The organism is Sphingomonas sp. Leaf32 (assembly GCF_001421765.1).
GTDB lineage: Bacteria > Pseudomonadota > Alphaproteobacteria > Sphingomonadales > Sphingomonadaceae > Sphingomonas.
On the sequence record NZ_LMLA01000006.1, the window covers coordinates 51885 to 69910 of the forward strand.

11 protein-coding genes and 1 pseudogene are annotated in these 18026 nt (G+C 65.2%); 6 read left to right on the forward strand and 6 right to left on the reverse strand.

The window, feature by feature from the left end:
- Nucleotides 1–8 precede the first annotated feature (8 nt).
- Nucleotides 9–1190 (reverse strand): zinc-dependent alcohol dehydrogenase, encoded by a 1182-nt coding sequence (locus ASE83_RS07705; protein WP_055786156.1) that lies wholly within the window; start codon nt 1188–1190, stop codon nt 9–11.
- On the reverse strand, nt 1190–1768 hold the full coding sequence (locus ASE83_RS07710; protein ID WP_055786212.1) for an SRPBCC family protein: 579 nt from the start codon (nt 1766–1768) through the stop codon (nt 1190–1192). The genes ASE83_RS07705 and ASE83_RS07710 overlap by 1 nt, the downstream gene beginning before the upstream one ends.
- Nucleotides 1769–2066: 298 nt before the next feature.
- Here ASE83_RS07710 and ASE83_RS07715 point away from each other — a divergent pair, with 298 nt between their 5' ends.
- Nucleotides 2067–4532: a glycoside hydrolase family 95 protein gene (locus ASE83_RS07715; RefSeq protein ID WP_055786159.1), complete on the forward strand. Its 2466-nt coding sequence runs from the start codon at nt 2067–2069 to the stop codon at nt 4530–4532.
- A 306-nt stretch (nt 4533–4838) separates the two neighbouring features.
- On the opposite strand, the gene ASE83_RS18920 is transcribed toward ASE83_RS07715, so the two are convergent.
- Entirely contained in the window at nt 4839–5051 is a 213-nt protein-coding gene (locus ASE83_RS18920; protein ID WP_235513155.1) for a cupin domain-containing protein, read from the reverse strand.
- 225 nt (nt 5052–5276) lie between these two features.
- Nucleotides 5277–6173 (reverse strand): annotated as a pseudogene (locus tag ASE83_RS07725) (molybdopterin cofactor-binding domain-containing protein); the annotation flags it as partial.
- Nucleotides 6174–6246: 73 nt separating this feature from the next.
- Here ASE83_RS07725 and ASE83_RS07730 point away from each other — a divergent pair.
- The 5 genes from ASE83_RS07730 to ASE83_RS07750 are packed head-to-tail and all read left to right on the forward strand — an operon-like array spanning nt 6247 to nt 13322.
- Complete coding sequence (locus ASE83_RS07730; protein WP_055786163.1) at nt 6247–8385, forward strand: TonB-dependent receptor; 2139 nt, start codon at nt 6247–6249, stop codon at nt 8383–8385.
- Nucleotides 8385–9560 (forward strand): ABC transporter substrate-binding protein, encoded by a 1176-nt coding sequence (locus tag ASE83_RS07735; protein ID WP_055786165.1) that lies wholly within the window; start codon nt 8385–8387, stop codon nt 9558–9560. Before ASE83_RS07730 ends, ASE83_RS07735 begins: the two co-directional genes overlap by 1 nt.
- Complete coding sequence (locus ASE83_RS07740; protein ID WP_055786168.1) at nt 9557–10591, forward strand: FecCD family ABC transporter permease; 1035 nt, start codon at nt 9557–9559, stop codon at nt 10589–10591. Before ASE83_RS07735 ends, ASE83_RS07740 begins: the two co-directional genes overlap by 4 nt.
- Nucleotides 10591–11358 (forward strand): ABC transporter ATP-binding protein, encoded by a 768-nt coding sequence (locus ASE83_RS07745; protein WP_055786171.1) that lies wholly within the window; start codon nt 10591–10593, stop codon nt 11356–11358. The genes ASE83_RS07740 and ASE83_RS07745 overlap by 1 nt, the downstream gene beginning before the upstream one ends.
- Nucleotides 11355–13322 carry a TonB-dependent receptor gene (locus ASE83_RS07750; protein WP_156352894.1) on the forward strand — a complete coding sequence of 656 codons (1968 nt, stop codon included), beginning with the start codon at nt 11355–11357 and terminating at the stop codon, nt 13320–13322. Before ASE83_RS07745 ends, ASE83_RS07750 begins: the two co-directional genes overlap by 4 nt.
- Nucleotides 13323–13773: 451 nt before the next feature.
- Here the strand turns inward: ASE83_RS07750 and ASE83_RS07755 are convergent, their stop codons facing one another.
- Both ASE83_RS07755 and ASE83_RS07760 read right to left on the reverse strand, forming a co-directional pair.
- On the reverse strand, nt 13774–16899 hold the full coding sequence (locus ASE83_RS07755) for an efflux RND transporter permease subunit (protein WP_055786175.1): 3126 nt from the start codon (nt 16897–16899) through the stop codon (nt 13774–13776).
- Nucleotides 16896–17864 (reverse strand): efflux RND transporter periplasmic adaptor subunit, encoded by a 969-nt coding sequence (locus ASE83_RS07760; RefSeq protein ID WP_082443203.1) that lies wholly within the window; start codon nt 17862–17864, stop codon nt 16896–16898. Before ASE83_RS07760 ends, ASE83_RS07755 begins: the two co-directional genes overlap by 4 nt.
- Between the last annotated feature and the right edge of the window lie 162 nt (nt 17865–18026).

An 18026-nucleotide genomic window follows, 5' to 3' on the forward strand; every position in this document is an offset into this window, starting at 1 on the left:
GGGGCAGGTCAGTGGTTCAAGCCCGGTTTCAGCACAACCTTGGTCACGACGTTCTGATCGTCATGAAACATCTTGTAGCCCTTGGGTGCCTCTTCCAGGTCCATCCGGTGCGAGATGAGAAAGGTCGTATCGATCTTGCCCTCAAGGATCGCGTTCAGCAGCGCCGGCATGTAGTGCTGGACGTGCGTTTGCCCTGTCTTGAGCGTCAGCCCCTTTTCCATGAAAGCGCCAAGGGGCCATTTGTCGACGTACCCGCCGTAAACCGCGGGCATAGAGACACGACCACCTTTGCGGCAGGCGATGATCGCCTGGCGGTTCGCGTGCGCACGGTCAGTGCCCAGGAACGTCGACTTCTTGATCTGGTCCAATACGTTGTCGACAAAGAAGCCATGGGCTTCCAGGCCGACGCTGTCGATCACCGCGTCTGGACCGATACCGCCGGTCATCAGCATCAGCGCTTCGTACACCGCACTTTGTTCAAAGTTGATCGTCTCGGCGCCGAATTTAGCAGCGAGTTCGAGCCGGTGCGGAAAGTGGTCGATCGCAATCACACGTTCGGCACCCATCAGGAACGCCGACTGGACCGCAAACAGTCCGACCGGACCGCAACCCCAGACCGCCACCGTATCGCCAGGCTCGATATCGGCATTTTCCGCTGCCATCCAACCGGTTGGGAGGATGTCGGAGAGGAACAGCACCTTGTCGTCCTCGATACCGTCAGGGATGACGATGGGCCCGACATCACTGAACGGCACGCGGACATATTCCGCTTGACCGCCAGCATAGCCGCCGGTCATGTGACTATAGCCGAATAGCCCGGACATCGGCTGACCATAAAGCTCCTGAGCGATGTCCTGATTGTCGGCAGGCAGCCCGTTGTCGCACGCCGAATACTGATGCTTGCCGCAATGATAGCAGCTCCCACACGCGATCGTGAATGGCACCACCACGCGTTGTCCTTTTGTCAACGTCGACTTCGCGCCCACCTCGACGACTTCGCCCATGAATTCGTGTCCGAGAATATCGCCCGATTGCATCGTAGGGATATAGCCGTCATACAAATGCAGATCGGAGCCGCAGATCGCGGTCGAGGTGACCTTGATGATGCAGTCGCGAGGATTTACAATACCTGGATCATCGACGGTATCGACGCGAACATCATGGCGGCCGTGCCAAGTGAGCGCACGCATCAGGCCTGCTCCTCTTTGTATTGCTTCAGGTTCATCGCGGCTGTCGCCACTTCGCCCGTCTCCATCAACTGCTTGAACCGGCGCAGGTCGCGCCGAGCTTGGATGGCGGGTTCACGCTGGAACATCTTCGCGACGATCTTGCCGATCAATCCGCCAGATGGATCATATAGGATCGTAGCCGTTACCACGGTACCACGCGCACCAGCATCCTTGAACGTCACGCATCCACTATTGGCGATGTCGGCGCCGGGTTCGGAAGTCCATGCGACGAACCGGCCGTCGACTTCCTCGGTAATCGTTGCGTCCCATTCAACCGTCCGGCCTGCAGGCGCCTTCACAACCCAATGCGACCGCTCGGCATCTAAGACGTCGATCCGTTCGACATTCTCCATGAAGGCAGGAAGGTTTGAGAAATCGCGGAAATAGGCGAACAGTTCGTTTGCAGGCCGATTGATCGTCACCGCCCGCGCTACTATGTCTTTGCCTTTGGCCTGTTTGATATCCATCAATGCGTCGACATCGCCCTCTTTCCTCGCTGAGGCTGGAGCATCATCCTGCGGGTCGCGTCCGTCCGGCATCTCATCCATCCTCTTGCAGCTATGACGCGTTGGCGCGCATATTACTTACAAGATGGTCAACGCGTTTTCGCGTTGATCGGACGCAGGCGACCTGCTTTTTTGCTTAAATTACATCATAATAATAGGTAGCTTGACCCAGTTACGGCCATTCCCAGCCTGATTGCGGCTCCTAACTTCTGCCGCCCATTCATATCAGCGACGGAGCAGCCTTTAGCCCTCACAATCCTAACTTGAACATATACCCAAGTTCGGCAAATATGAAATGAATGAGCATATATAAGAACCGCTAGGAGCGCATATGTTGCCAATCGACCGGCGCGGTTTCGTGCGACTTTCGGCATTGGCGACATTGACATGGCAAGCTCGCGCTGGCACCGCGCTGGCGCAGCAGCCCCAGGCGGATGCCGCACACCTGCTGATGCTGAACAAACCGGCCGATGAATGGCTTGAGGCCTTTCCGCTTGGCAACGGCCGACTTGGCGCGATGGTTCGTGGCGGGATCGATCGCGAAGTCATCTCGCTGAACGAAGATACGCTATGGTCGGGGCAGCCCATCGCGGCACTTTCCGCCGATCCGTCAAGCCTTGCCAAGATACGCCGGCTCGTCCTGGCCGGGGATCACCACGGAGCGGATCGTTTCTCGCGTACCATGCAGGGACTGTACAGTCAGAGCTATCAACCGCTGACGAATCTCACGCTCGATTTCGAGCCTCAAGGCGCAACGACTGACTATCACCGTGCGCTCGTCCTCGACACCGCTATGGCCACTACCGTCTATCGCCAAGGCGGTATCCTGTTCGAACGCGAAACGCTGGTGTCTCACCCGGCCCAAATCATCGTTGTTCGGATCGTCGCCGACCACAATGGCGCGATATCGTGCCGCATTGCACTCGACAGCCTGTTGCGATCGACCGAGCGCAGTGCCGGGACGCGGATCGTCCAGACGGGCAAGGCTCCGACGGTCTGCAAACCGGATTACGATAATGTCCCCGACCCGATAGTGTATTCCGATGTGCCGGGGCGCGGCATGGCGTTCGCGACAATCGTCGATGTGCGTAGCGACGGCATAGTGACGCCGGATGCCGGGGGGCTGCGGGTCGAGCGGGCTGGTTCGATCGAACTGCGCATCGCTGCGGCAACGGGCTTTCGCGGCTTTGTTCAAGCGCCCGACCTGCCAATATCGGTCGTCGAGGCCGCCGCATCGGCAACGCTGGCTCGCGTTGCCGGCCTGTCCTGTAATGCGTTGCGGCGCGACCACGTTGCCGCGCATCAGGTGCTGTATCGTCGCGCGCAACTTGACCTCGGTCCGCCGCGGCTCGACGCTACGACCGATCGCCGTCGCATTGCCGATTTTAAACAGCCTGACCCCGGCCTCGCGGCACTCCTGTTCCATTTCGGTCGTTACCTTCTGATCGCGACATCTCGCCCCGGAACACAGCCGGCGAACCTGCAAGGCATTTGGAGCGACAAGGTTCGGCCCCCCTGGAGCTGCAATCACACGACCAATATCAACATGGAGATGAACTATTGGCCGGCCGAGACATGCAATCTCGCCGACTGTCATCTACCGCTGATCGACCATATTGAGCGCTTGGCAACAACGGGTGCGGTGACTGCCCGTACCTATTACGACATGCCCGGATGGTGCCTGCACCATAATACCGATCTTTGGGCGATGACCAATCCCGTCGGGGAGGGCAAGGGTGATCCGAACTGGGCGAACTGGCCGATGGGTGCGCCCTGGTTGGCGCAGCATGTGTGGGATCATTTCGCCTTTGGCGGTGACGTCGAGTATCTGCGCCGACGTGCATGGCCGCTGATGCGGGGCGCGGCGGAATTTTGTTCGGCTTGGCTGATCCGTGGTCCGGCCAATGGCCATCTGACGACGGCGCCCTCTATTTCGCCCGAAAATCTTTTCCTGGCGAGCGACGGCAGGCCGGCAGCGATCAGTGCAGGATGCACGATGGACTTGGCGTTGATCCGGAATTTGTTCGCCAATTGCATCGCCGCGATGGAGGTCCTCGGCACGGCTAAGGCCTTCGCCGAACAACTACAGCAGCGATTGCTCGCGTTGGAACCGTATCGGATCGGCCGTCATGGTCAGTTGCAGGAATGGTCAGAGGATTTCGCTGAACAGGACGCCGGACATCGACACATCTCGCATCTCTACCCGCTGTATCCGGGAACGGAATTCACGCCACGTAGCACGCCGGACATGGCGAACGGCGTCCGGGCGTCGATGCTGCGCCGCGAACAGAATGGGGGTGCCGCGACGGGTTGGAGCCGCGCATGGGCGACCGCGATCTGGGCCCGACTGGCCGACCCCGTGGCGACGGCTCGCTCTCTGCAATTCTTCGTGCGCGACAGCCTCGTCAACAACCTGTTCGACACGCACCCGGCCCCGGGACATGTCTTGTTCCAGATCGATGGAAATTTCGGGATCACCGCGGCTATCGCCGAAATGTTGATGCAAAGCCACGACGGCGAGATCGCGGTTCTGCCGGCGCTCCCGACAAACTGGTCGTCAGGCTCAGTCAAAGGACTTCGCGCCCGTGGCGGAACCGAAGTGGATATTGATTGGGTAGTAGACCGCATCAACGTGCGACTGCGTGGCACCGCTCGGACAATTATCGTCCGACCGCCGCCGGGGTTTGTCGTGGGTGGCAGCGCCGCCGGTGCAGCTGCAGACGGTACGGCGCGGATCGTAACGCAGGCTGGTAGGGTGACTGCACTTGTTCTGATCAAGGCCAAGACTGCTGCGTAAGGCAAGCAGTCGACCATTATCTGTCAGCCTTGCGGTGACCCACTTCTCCGCCTTCCACTTTCGTCTATTCGTCCATATCGGCGCTCACCGCTTTTTGATGCGTGACGTTCGGCGTGGAACGGTTTGATCGGGCGGAATGCGCACCTCCGAGAGGCCGCGCGTGATTATCTCGGTTAGGTGCCTATCGGTTTAGTAGGCCCGGCTGCCGAGCGCGTTACGGTGACAGAGGCGTCCCGTCGCTCCGCACCTAGCGGCGCGAGATACTCCTCGTCTGCCACCTTTTCCATCCAGGTCGCGGCCGAGTCATCAATCGACTCCTGGACGGCGATATGCGTCATGCCCTGATGCGCCTTGCCAATGCTTGCGGTCTCTAGGGCACCACAGGATGTCGCCCGCGTTGAACTCAAGCTTCGGGCCATCTGCGATCTGCGTCCAACCCACGCCTTCGGTTACGATCAGCGTCTGGCCGGCAGGGTGCGTGTGCCAAGCACTCCGGGCGCCGGGTTCAAAATAGACCATAGCGCCGGAGACGCGAGATGGATCGTCGCGGTGAAACCGCCCAGTGATCGTAACCTTGCCGGTAGAATACGCTTCCGGCCCCCCACGGTTTTCATCTCCGATTTACATGCGATGGTCATGTCGAAGATTCCTCTTTGTGCTTGAGCAAGGCTGGCGGCGGCGGCAAGGTGACAATCATGCCGAACTTCAGCAGGCATGCAGCACGCGGGGGCATCCGTCGGACAATCACGTCAGCGCAGGGAGCGCGTTAAGATGCTTCTCGAGCGTGATCGGATACTCGCGCACGCGCACGCCGGTCGCGTTGTAGATCGCGTTGGCGATCGCTGGCGCGACTCCGGTCAGGCCCAGTTCGCCGACGCCCTTGGCCTTCACCGGCGAGATCGTCGGATCGATCTCGTCGATGAAGAAGGCGTCGAGATGCGGGATGTCGGCGTGTACCGGTACTTCGTAGCCCGCAAGATCGTGATTCACGAAAAAGCCGAAGCGCTTGTCGATCGCCATGTCCTCCATCAGCGCAGCACCGATGCCCATCACCATCCCGCCGATTATTTGGCTACGCGCTGTCTTGGGGTTGAGGATGCGTCCCGCTGCACAGACCGCAAGCATCCGTCGCACCCGGACCTCCCCGGTATAGGCGTCGACCGCGACCTCGGCAAAATGGGCGCCGAAGGTCTGTTGCTGGAACTGATCGGCGAGCTTGGCGAACTCCATCAGGTCCTCGACCACGATGTCGCCGTCCCTGACCGCGTCGGTGAGCTTTACTGATCGGTCGCCGCTTCGCACCTGCCCATCGGCAAAATCGACGTCGGCGGTGTTGAAGCCGAGCCGCTGGGCGACGGTCTCGCGCAACTTTATGCACGCGGCATAGACGCCGGCGGTGACCGAAGGCGCGCCCTGCTGGCCGCCCGATCCCGGCGTTTCCGGGAAGGTGGAGTCGCCGAGTTTGACGACGATCCGGTCGGGCGCAACGCCCATCATCTCTGCCGCGGTCTGCTGGACGACGGTATAGCTGCCGGTGCCGATATCCGTCATGTCGGTTTCGATCGTCACCACGCCGTTCCGATCGAGCCTCGCCCGCGCGCCGGCCTTGGCGATCTTGCCAACACGGATCGCCCCTGCCACTGGAAAAATGACGGGGCGGGTCGGCCTGCGACGGCTGCTGCGTACGAGCGGAATGGTAGCATTTGCTGTTGGCATGACGGCACCCGTTCGTGCGCAGGCGGTAGACGAAGACGAAGAACGCGCTGAGATCGTCGTCACCGCGACGCGCAGCGGACAGCGGCTGGTCGACGTGCCCGCCGACGTAACCGTGAAGAACATCGACACGCTTCGGCGTGACGGCTTCACCTTTGGAACCGACGAGTTTCGCGGGGTGCCGGGCGTGTCTTTTCGTCGCGGTGAGGGTGATGGCGACGAATTCCCCTATGTCTCGATCCGCGGATCGAACGGGACCGAAGGCTATCTGACGCTCATCGACGGGATGCCGTTCGATCTCAATGAGGAAGGCGCGCTGGGGATCGTCCCCTACCCCGCCCTGTCGCGCGTCGAGGTGGTGAAGGGACCGGCGTCGGCGCTGTATGGTCGCGGCGCACTGTACGGCGTGGTCAATTACATCACGCGCGCGCCGGGCGCCGACCGGATCGAGGCGGCGGTAACCGGCGGCAGCGACGAATACTACCGGGGCGAGTTGTCCCTATCCCGACGGATCGGCGACGATTTGGGTATGATCGCGACGGCCGCCTATGAGGATTACGGCGGCTGGCGCGAGAATGGCGCCCGGCGGCAGTTGAACCTGTTCGCAAAGCTGACATGGGCGCTGGACGCGCGCACCGACGTGTCGCTGTACGGCACCTATCTAGATCGCCGGTCGGAGACGCCGAGCGTCCTGCCGTTCGATGCCGCCCGCCGTCCGATCGACGTGACCGGCGGGCAGCGGGCGTTCAACGGCTATGGCAATCCGCGATCGGTGGTCGAGGGCGGGCTGGGCGCGATCCGCGTCGAGCATCGCGCCAGCGACGCGCTGACCCTGACCGCGACCGGCCAGTATCGCAAATTCGACTTCGACAACCGGTTGAACTTCTACGACCCGTTCGGCTTCGCGCCGCAGCGTGGCGTCTTCGGCATCAACGGCTTCTACGGCGCGCAGAAGTTCGACGTCGCCTATGGCGAGCTGACCGCGCGCTACGAGGCGGGCGCGCACCGTATCGTCGCCGGCATCACCGGGGAGCGTGCGTTGTCGCGCGCCGACAATCGCTGGTCGGGGCAGAACGGCTTCACATCCGCCTGCGGCTTCACCTTCTATTCGGTCGAGATCGATTACTTGCGCGGCGGCGTCGCCAATGCGGGCGCGCCGTGCTTCGTCGTGGACGATCCGCTCAGCCGCAACCGCCTCGTCACCACCTATGTCTCCGCCTTCGCGCAGGATGAGATCGCACTGTCCGATCGCCTGTTCCTGACCGTCGGCGGCCGCTACGACCGGTTCCGGCGCACCGCGCGCTTCTTGCCCATCGCCGGCAAGTTCGACGGATCGCAGGACGCCGCGACCGCCAATGCCTTCTCGCCCAAGGCGGCGCTGTCGTGGCGCTATGGCGGGGGGCAGGTCTATGCCTCCTATGGCCGGGGCTTCAATTCCAATTTCGGTCCGACGTTCGAATGGAATGCCGACCAATATGCGCGTCCCGAACAGCGCCCGACGACGCTCGACAGCGTCGAACTGGGGTGGAAGGGCCGCGCGCTGGACGACACGCTGGGCTTTGCGCTGACCGGCTTCTGGTCGATCCAGCGCAACCGCCGCGCGATCGTCCCCAATCCGGCGGCGGCGAATGATTTCACGCAGCCATCGAACCTCATCACTTATGGCGACCGCTACGAAAGCAAGGGGATCGAGGCGGCGCTGGACATCCGCCCGCGCGACGGCACATCGGTGCAGATTCAGTACACGCATGTCGCGCCGCGCTGGGAAGACTATGCCGTGCAGGAGTTTGCCGGCCCGCTCGACCTGTCGGGCAAGACGCCGACCGGGATCGCGCCGAACATCATCTATGTCGCGAGCGAACAGCGCATCGCGCCGTGGCTGTCGGCGCGCGGCATCGTCGAATGGTATGACGATTATCAGATCACCGCGGACAATCGCGTGCAGGGCGGCGGCTACACGCTGGTGACGCTGGGCGCGCGGATCCAGCCGGCCGCGTGGAAGGGCCTGTCGCTCGACCTCACGCTGCTGAACGCGCTTGATGAACGCTACGGCTTCTTCTTCGGCGGCACCACCGCGCCGACCTATGCCACGCCGGGTCCGCCGCGCCAGTTCCGCGCCGCGCTGCGGGCTGGGTTCTGATGCGGGCGGTGCTGCTCGCGCTGGCGCTGCTGGCCGGCTGCGATCGGGCGCCGGAGACGACGCCATCGCAGACGGCCGTCGCGGGGCGCGAGATCGCCATGCCGTTCGCGAAGACTTTCCGCGTGGTCGACCGCGACGGCTACCGCGTCGTCGACCTCAAGGCATCGGTGGTGAGCTGGGGCGGCGATGCGGTCGGTGAGGAGCAATTCCGGCGACTGGTGCTGGTGCCGCGCGGAGCGACCGCACCACCGCTGACCGGCGATCTCGCGGGCGCGACGCTGATCCGCACCCCCGTGATGCGGATCGCGAGCAACACCGCGTTCCACGAGGCGATCACGAAGGCGCTGGACATCAACGACCGGCTGGTGGCGGTCGGCGGGGTCAAGTCGTGGGACGATTCGCTCCGCGCCCGCGTCCGCGTGGGACAGGTGCGGCAGATCGGCTATGGCTGGCACAGCCCGCCCGATCTCGACGCGCTGGTCGCCGCGAAGCCCGACGTGCTGCTGATGAGCATGGAGGACATGAAGAGCGTCGGCGCGCTGCCGCGCATCGCCGCGCTGGGCGTGCCCGTCGTGCCGGTCTTCGCCGAGAACGAGCCGGACTATATGGGTCGCGTCGATTATGTCCGGCTGGTCGGGATGCTGACCGCGCGGGAGCGCGAGGCGAACAGGTTCGCGGACACGGTCGCCCGTAACGTCGATGCACTGAAGAAGGCCGCCGCCGCGCAGCCGACCCGATCGGTCATGTCGGCCTGGTTCGCCGGCGGCGACCGGTGGAACCCGACGATCCGCAACGCGGACGGGAAGCTGTTGCGCGACGCCAACGGCCGCAATCCGTTCCAGGAGACCGACGATCCGCGCAAGGACAGCTTCAACGAAATCTCGACCGAGCAGCTGATCGCGACAGGCACCGACGCCGACTGCTGGATCCTGCGCGACACCCATTCGCTGCCGTTTCGCGATGTCGCCACCCTGCGCCGCTTCAAGGCGTATCGCGAGGGCTGCGTGTTCGCGGGCGACGGCATGTACAAGCCGGCGGCGGATGCCTTCGACTTATACGAGACGGCGTTCATTCGGCCCGACTTGGTGCTGGGCGACATCGTGCGGATGCTGCACCCGGCGCTGAGGACCGGACCGTTCCGCTACATCCGCCCCGATACGACGGTGCCGCGATGACGCCGGCGATCCGGAGCATGATCGGCGGCACGGCGTTGCTAGTCGTCCTGCTGGCCGCCGCGCTGTTCGCCCTGTCGTGGGGAACGGTCGGCATCGGCTTCGGCGACGTGCTGGCGGCGCTGGCCGGGCGCGGAGATCCCGGGACGGCGCAGATCGTCACCGGCCTGCGCCTGCCGCGGATCGTCACCGCGATCGTCGCCGGCAGCGCACTGGGGTTGAGCGGCGTGCTGATGCAGGCGCTGTTCCGCAATCCGATGGCCGATGCCTGGTCGCTGGGCCTGACCGCGGGCGGCCAGCTCGGCGTCGCCCTGCTGGTGACCGCCGCGGCCTTTTCCGGACCGGAGGCTGTGTCGTTCCTGCGCGATTTCGAGGGGCCGTCGATCACCGTGGGGGCGATGATCGGCATCGGCGGCTTCGCGCTGGCGATGGCCGCGCTTGCGCGCCGGGTGGGGACGGTCACGTTGCTCGTGGTCGGCCTGATGCTAGGCTTCACCGTGCAGGGGATCGTCAGCGTCGTGCTGCATTTCGCCAATCGCGTCGGCGGGCGGGTCTTCTCCGGATGGAGCGACGGCAATTTCGCTAGCGTTACCACGGCGGACTTGCCGATGCTGGTCGTGCCGGTGCTGGCCGGCGTAGCGCTCGCGCTGGTCAATGCCAAGCCGCTGACCGCGCTGCTCCTGGGGGAGACCTTTGCGCGCAGCCTGGGCACCGATGTGACGCGCCTTCGCCGGCTGACGCTGGCGGCGGTGGTGCTGCTGGTCGCGCCCGTCACCGCCTATTGCGGGCCGGTGACGTTCGTCGGGCTGATCGTGCCGCATCTGGCGCGTGCCATCGTCGGCACCGCGCGGATCATGCCGCTGATGCCGCTCGGCGCGCTCGCCGGTGCGGTGCTGGCGCTGGCGGCGGATCTCGTCGTCCATGCGCCGTGGGAGCAGCATTTCCTGCACCTCAACGCCGTGCTGGCGCTGGTCGGCGCGCCGGTGGTGATCGCGCTGCTGGTCTTCTCCCCGACGATGCGGGGGCAACGCTGATGCTGCGGCTGCAATCGCTGTCCGTCGGCTACGGCGCGCCGCGCGGTACCGTGCTCGCGGACCTCGATGTCGCGGTCACGCCGGGTAGCTTCGTCTGCGTGCTCGGACGCAACGGCGCGGGCAAGTCGACGCTGATGCGCACGATCGCCGGCCTGCAATGCGCGGTCGGCGGCGCGGCGTTGCTCGATGACGAGGATATCACGGCCCTGCGTCCGCAGGCGCGGGCGCAGCGCGTCGCGGTCGTGCTGACCGAACGCGCCGCCAGCCCCGGCCTGACCGTAGACGACGTGGTTTCGATGGGCCGCCAGCCCTTCACCGGCTGGCAGGGGCGGCTGACCACCGACGACCGGCGGCAGGTGGCGGAAGCGTTGGCGATGGCCGGGGCGACGCCGTTCGCGGCGCGGCTGTTCGACGACCTGTCCGACGGCGAGCGGCAGCGCGTGATGATCGCGCGCGCGATCGCCCAGTCGCCCCGGCTGATGATCCTCGACGAGATCACCGCCTTCCTCGACTTACCCGGCCGCGTGGAGACGATGGCGTTGCTGCGTGCTCACGCCCTTGCGACCGGCGGGATCGTGCTGCTGTCGAGCCATGACCTCGACCTGTCGCTGCAACTGGCCGACAGCGTGTGGCTGCTCGACGGACAGGGCGGTATGGCGGTGGGCAGCGCGGCGGACCTGATCGCCGCCGGCCATGTCGGACGCGCATTCGATACCGCCGCTGTCCGCTTTTCGCCCACGCTCGGGGGGTTCGAGTTGGTCGCATGAAGGCGGTGCTAATCCCGCTGGCGTTCGTCGTGGCCCCCGCATGGGGACAGGACGCGGTCGTCGCCCCCGTGCCGGCCGAGCAGGATGCTCCGCCACCCATGTCGACGCCGGGCCGCGCCGGGGAAAACGCCGTGCGACAGGCCGAGGATGCGTTTGGCTTCAGCGTGGGGCGCGAGAGCCTCGGCCTCTACTCCTCCGCCAATGTGCGCGGCTTTTCGCCGTTCGCGGCGGGCAATGTCCGCATCGAGGGGCTGTATTTCGATCCCTTCCTCACCCTGATCCAGCGATTGCGTCAGTCGACGTCGATCCGCGTCGGCCTGTCCGCGCAGGGCTATCCCTTTCCGTCCCCGACGGGAATCGTCGACTACAGCTTCCGCAAGCCCGGCGACACCGCGTCGCTGTCGGTCCTGGTCAGCGGCGACAGCTACGGCAATGCCGGGCTGGAACTGGACGGGGCGTTGCCGCTGTCGCCGACCCTCAGCCTCGGGTTCGGTGTGCAAGGATCGCGCACCAGCTATGCCGACGGCATCGACAACCGGTCGCATAACGAGGCGGTGTCGCTCCGCTGGCGGCCGTCGCCGGATATCGAGGTGATCCCGTTCTGGGCGCGCAGCCAGGTGATCGACGACGAGGCCGGTCCGACCTATGTTCCGGCCGGTCCCTATCTGCCGCCGCACATTCCGCGACGACGCTATGATGGCCCGGCATGGAGCGACTACAATAGCGTTGGCGGTCTTCAGGGTGTGCTTGCCACGCTGTCGCCGTGGCGCGACTGGACGATCCGGGCGGGGCTGTTCCGCTCGCTGTACGACGACCGGTCGACCTTCGCGCATCTGCTGACCGATCTGACGCCGGACGGTCGTGCCAACCGGCTGCTCATCGCCGATCCGCGCAGCAGGTTCGTCTCGCTCTCGGGCGAACTGCGAGTCAGCCGCGCGCTGGCGGAGGGGCCGCGGCTGCATGTCCTCCACCTGTCGCTGCGCGGGCGCGACCGGCGACAGCGCTACGCGGGGTCGGCCTATCTCGACTATGGCCCTACGCGGATCGGTGAAGGTTTCGACGCGGCCGAACCGGTTTTCGCCTTTTCCGCGCAGACCCGCGACCGGGTACGCCAGCGGACCTATGGTCTGGCGTATGACGGTCGTTGGCGCGGGGTCGGCGAACTGAGCTTCGGCATATCACGCACCGGGTATTGCAAGCGGTTCGAGGCACCGGGCGATGCTGCGCGGGAAACCCGGTCGCAGCCGCTGCTGTACAATGCGACGGTAGCGGGGTTCGCGGGACCGCGCCTCGCGTTCTACGCGGGTTACGCGCGCGGACTGGAGGAAAGCGGCATCGCGCCCGACAATGCCGTCAACCGCAACCAGCCCCTGCCTGCGATCCTGACGCGACAGGTGGATGCCGGCGTCCGTTATCGCCTCACCGATACGATCAAGCTGGTCGCCGGCGTCTTCGACCTGCGTAAACCCTACTATAATCTCAACTCCGATAATCGCTTCGATCTGCTGGGCAATATCGTCAGCCAGGGGATCGAGTTCTCGGCGGCAGGTACGGTGACGCCGCGACTGAACGTCGTGGCAGGCGGGGTGGTGCTGCGTCCCCGCGTCACCGGCGAGGGCGTCGCCCTAGGCCGTGTCGGCCGGCGACCGGTCGGGCTGCCGACGCGTTCGCTCGACCTGAACCTCGACTGGCGTCCGCCGGTGGCGGAGGGGCTGTCGCTGGACGCGGGGGTGTCGCATGTCGGCAGCCTGCCCGCGACGCGCGACAACCGGGTTTCGATTCCGGCCCGCACCCTGCTGGATCTCGGCGCCCGGTTCCGGTTCCGGCTGTCGGAACGCGACGCGACGTTGCGATTGCAGATGAGCAACGTCGGCAATGCAAGCGGCTTCGACCTCGAAGGAGCCGGGGCTTATCGCATCATCGCCGGGCGTGTAATCTCTACCTATCTTACGATCGACCTGTGATGCTGATGATAGTTACAGCCGAATCAATAGCGATATTGGCGAACAGGATGCCGCCCTACATATTTCCGGCGTAAACTCTTTTGTTGCATCCATCATGCCAAAGAGTGTGTGGATTCACAATCTGTCTTGGATGTGATTCAGGCTGCTTATGGACCGTTTGATTTTGACAGACGCGTAGCCCAGAGCACCTCTGCGCTCAGTCCGCTACGATCGCACCCGGCGAGCACTGCCGACTGCGCGCTCGCTGCGGCACATCCGCCGGCTGACGCAGAACCGACGCAGCGCCTCGAGATGCGGGTCGGCGGAGCGGCCCTCCCGCGCAAACGGTCGCCGGACCATCCCCGATCGCTAGTATAACGACCTGCAGTTCGATCTGCGTGAGGATCGTGCCGGCAACGACAAATGGCTCGGTCACCGGTGCGGCGGTTATCGGATGGTGGTACACGAAGCGTCAGGCCGTCACCGAGGCCAACGGGACGGCCGCCGGCTTCGCGTCTTTGTCGTCACCCGGCGTAATGCGATACCAAAGTGCATAGAGCGCGGGCAGGAACACGAGCGTCAGCACCGTGCCGCCTAGCGTGCCGCCGATCAGTGTCACCGCCATCGAGCCCCAGAACACCGAATCGATGAGCGGCACGAACGCCAGTACCGCCGCCAGTGCGGTCAAGATGACGGGCCGCGACCGCTGCACCGTCGCCTCGACCACCGCGTCATACGGGGTCATGCCCGACTTTTCATTGTCGTGGATCTGACCGATCAGGATCAGCGTGTTGCGCATCAGGATACCCGCGAGCGAGATCAGGCCGAGGATAGCATTGAAGCCGAACGGCTGGCCGGTGACGAGCAGCGTCGGCACCACCCCGATCACCCCCAGCGGCGCAGTCAGCAGCACGATCGCCATCGCCGACAAGCTGCGGACCTGCAGAATGATGACGATCATCATCAGCACGATCATGATCGGGAAGATGGGTGCCAGGGCTTCGTTCGCCTTGCCGGCTTCCTCGATCGAACCGGCCATGTCGATCCGGTAGCCGCTCGGCAGTTCCTTGATGATCGGTTGCAGCTTTTCCAGCATCGCGGTCGATACGTCGGGCGGTTGCAGTCCGTCGGCGATGTCGCCGCGCACGGTGATCGTCGGCACGCGGTCGCGCCGCTGAAGGATCGGGTCCTCCATCCGCACTTCCAGCTTGCCGACCTGGCTCACCGGAACACGCTGCCCGCCCGCGCCGACCAGCGTGAAGTCGGCGACCCGTGCCGGATCGAGCCGGTCGCCGCCCGCCGACCGGGCGACGACGTCGACGGTGCGGATGTCCTCGCGCGCCTGGCTGACGGTGACGCCGCTTAGGAAGAACTGCATCTGCTCAGCGACGTCGCCCGACGTCAGCCCCAGCGCGCGCAGACGATCCTGATCGAGCACGAGCCGCAACGCAGGTGTCCGCTGGCCCCAGTCGAGATTGACGGTTCGCATCATCGGATCGTCCTGCATCACCTGCTGCACCCGCTCCGCGATGCCGCGGACCCGTGCCAGGTCGGGGCCGTTCACGCGGAACGCGACCGGAAATGGCGACGGCGGCCCGAAGACCAACTGGGTCGCGCGAACCCGTGCCGTGGGGGCAAGGCCGTTCGCCGCCGCCGCGCGGAGCTTCGCCTTCAGCGCGTTGCGGTCCTCCTCCGCATCGGTGCGCACGATGATCTTGGCGAACGAGGGATCGGGCAGCTCGGACGACAGCGACATGAAGAAGCGCGGTGCCCCCTGGCCGATATAGGTCGTTACGATCTTCGCCTCGGCCTGTCTGCGCAGCCAGGTTTCGACTTCCCGCGTCGCTTTTTCGGTTGCACCGATGGCGGTACCCTTGGGCATATAGACCTCGACCAGCAGCTCGGGCCGGTCGGATGTTGGGAAGAACTGCTTCTTGACCAGTCCCATGCCCACTCCCGCGATCAGGAACGCGCCGAGCGTCGCCAGCGCGACCAGCTTCTTGCGACGCACCGCCCAACCGATCAGACGGCGGACCTTCTGATAGCGCGGCGTCTGGTAGATTGCGGCATGTCCTCCTTCCACCGGTTTGATGTCGGGCAGCAGCTTCACGCCCATGTACGGCGTGAAGATCACCGCCACGAACCACGATGCGATCAGCGCGAAGCCGACGACCCAGAAGATGTTGCCGGCATATTCGCCCGCGCTCGATTGCGCGAAACCGACCGGCATCAACCCGATGACGGTGACGAGCGTCCCTGCGAGCATCGGTGCGGCGGTATGGCTCCACGCATAGGCCGATGCGCGGATACGGTCATAGCCTTCCTCCATCTTCACGACCATCATCTCGATCGCGATGATCGCATCGTCGACCAGCAGCCCGAGCGCCAAGATGAGCGCACCCAGCGTGATGCGATCGAGCACGCGCCCGGTCGCCCACATGACGACGAGGACGATCGCCAGCGTCAGCGGCACGGCGGCGGCGACGACGATGCCGACCCGCCAGCCAAGGCTGACAAGACTTACGATCATCACGATCGCCAGCGCCTCGAGGAAGGTCTTCATGAACTGGTTGACCGCCGCCTTGATATTCACGGCCTGATCGGTGACCGGCGTGAACGTCATGCCGAGCGGAAGCTCCGCCTGTACCTGCGCGATCTCCGCGCCCAGCGCCTTGCCGAGATCGAGACCATTCCAGCCCTGCCGCATGACGACGCTCAGCAGCAGCGCCGGCTCGCCTTCGCTGCGGACCAGAAAGGCGGCCGGGTCCTCATAGCCACGCCGGACGGTCGCGATCTCCGACAGGCGCAGCGTCGCCCCGTTGACGACGATCGGCAGGTCGCGGATCTTCGCGAGATCGTCGAACGCACCGTCGAGGCGCACGAGAATCTGCGGCCCCTTGGCGTCGATCGAGCCAGCGGGGGTGATGAGGTTTTGCCGTCCCAGCGCATCGAAGATTGCGCGTGGCGATACGCCGAGGGTCGCGAGGCGATTTTGCGAGAACTCGACGAAGATTCGTTCCGGGCGTTCGCCGACGATCTTGATCTTGTTGACGCCCGGCACATGCAGCAGCCGCTGGCGTAGCGCTTCGGCCTCGCGCGCCAGGTCGCGTTGCGGCGCGCCCTTCGCCTTCAGCGCATAGAGGGCGAAGGTGACGTCGCCATATTCGTCGTCGACGAACGGACCGGCGACACCACGCGGCAGCTTCAGCGCCTCGTCCGACATCTTCTTGCGCGCCTGGTAGAACTCGTTCAGTACGTCGGCGGGCGGCGTCGTGTCCTTGAGTGTCACGGTCGTGAACGCGAGGCCGGGTCGGGTGAACGTCTCGCTGCGATCATACCAGCGCAGCTCCTGCAATCGCTTCTCCAGCGGTTCGGCGACCTGGTCCTGAATCTCCTGCGCGGTCGCGCCGGGCCATGCCGTCACGACGGTCATGACCTTGATCGTGAAGCTCGGATCCTCCGCGCGACCCAGCTTCAGGAAGGCGATCGTGCCTGCCATGATGATGGCCATCAGGAAGAAGAGGGTGACGGAGCGTTCGCGTACCGCGAGCGCCGAGAGGTTGAAGCGGCCGGGAGCCGTGTCGGGCGCGCCGCTCACTTGGTCGCCACCCGGACCGGCTGGCCCTGATGCAGAAGATGCGCGCCCATTGCGACGATCCGGTCGCCCGGGGCCAAGCCGCCGCCGATGCTCGCCGTCTCCTCGCCCAGCCCAGTGATCCGCACCGGACGCCATGCGACCGTAACCGGCTTGCCCGGTCGCAGCACCCACACGCCCGGCCCCTTGCCCGCATCATGGATCGCCGCCAGCGGCACTTCGACATTCACCTGCGCGTCGCCGCCCGGTGCCGTACCGGCAAAGGCAATCGTCACGGTCGATCCGAACGGGGCCTGTGCCGCCGCTCCGCCCAGCACATAGCGCGCCTCGAAGGTTCGCGTCGCCGGATCCGCCGCGTCGGAGAGCTGGCGGAGCGTGGCCCCGCCGGCCGCGCCGCCATAGGTCCGCGCCTGTGCGCTCGACCCGATCGACGGGCGGACGGTTTCGGGGAGTTGGACCGATGCCTCGCGCGGGCCGGATCGCGCGATACGGACGACGACCTGTCCGGCACCGACGACCTGTCCCGGTTCGGCCAGCGTCTCGACGACCGTCCCGTCGGCGTCGGCGACAAGGACGCCGTACCCGCCTTCGTTGCGGGCCACCCGCGCCTGCGCCTGTGCGGCGGCAAGCTGCGCCCGCGCCGAATCGGCGGCAGCCTTCGCCTGATCGTAGGTCGATGCCGACACCGCGCCGGCCCCAACGAGATCGCGCAGCCGCGCTTCATCGGCGCCGGTCTGCCGCGCGCGGGCGCGGGCCGCCTCGACGGTCTCGTTCGAGGCCCGGGTCGCGAGCGCGAGGTCGGTCTGGTCGATGCGCATCAGAGGCTGTCCCCGGCGGACGACCTGACCGGCATTCACGAGCCGTTCGACCACCTTGCCGCCGACACGGAAGCCGAGGTCGCTCTGGACACGTGCGGCGACCACGCCGGTAAATTTGCGCGTGGCGTTGCTCGCGCTGGCCGGCTGCATCGCGCGAACCAGGGGTGGCAGGGTGCGGGGATCGGGCGTCGGGGTGCTGCAAGCGGCGAGCGCAACGGCAATGAATGGGACGGTACGGGCTGCTGACCGGGTCGACACGAATGGATCCTCCGAAGTTCGGAAGACACCTGTCGCCTTATGACCAATATGTCA

Excerpts from the sequence above, each read along its gene's own strand:
- ASE83_RS07730 (WP_055786163.1), top strand. The coding sequence starts at position 6,247 with ATGACGGCACCCGTTCGTGCGCAGGCGGTAGACGAAGACGAAGAACGC.
- ASE83_RS07750 (WP_156352894.1), top strand. The coding sequence starts at position 11,355 with ATGAAGGCGGTGCTAATCCCGCTGGCGTTCGTCGTGGCCCCCGCATGG.
- ASE83_RS07705 (WP_055786156.1), bottom strand. The coding sequence starts at position 1,190 with ATGCGTGCGCTCACTTGGCACGGCCGCCATGATGTTCGCGTCGATACC.
- ASE83_RS07735 (WP_055786165.1), top strand. The coding sequence starts at position 8,385 with ATGCGGGCGGTGCTGCTCGCGCTGGCGCTGCTGGCCGGCTGCGATCGG.
- ASE83_RS18920 (WP_235513155.1), bottom strand. The coding sequence starts at position 5,051 with ATGGTCTATTTTGAACCCGGCGCCCGGAGTGCTTGGCACACGCACCCT.
- ASE83_RS07745 (WP_055786171.1), top strand. The coding sequence starts at position 10,591 with ATGCTGCGGCTGCAATCGCTGTCCGTCGGCTACGGCGCGCCGCGCGGT.
- ASE83_RS07715 (WP_055786159.1), top strand. The coding sequence starts at position 2,067 with ATGTTGCCAATCGACCGGCGCGGTTTCGTGCGACTTTCGGCATTGGCG.
- ASE83_RS07740 (WP_055786168.1), top strand. The coding sequence starts at position 9,557 with ATGACGCCGGCGATCCGGAGCATGATCGGCGGCACGGCGTTGCTAGTC.
- ASE83_RS07760 (WP_082443203.1), bottom strand. The coding sequence starts at position 17,864 with ATGCAGCCGGCCAGCGCGAGCAACGCCACGCGCAAATTTACCGGCGTG.
- ASE83_RS07710 (WP_055786212.1), bottom strand. The coding sequence starts at position 1,768 with ATGCCGGACGGACGCGACCCGCAGGATGATGCTCCAGCCTCAGCGAGG.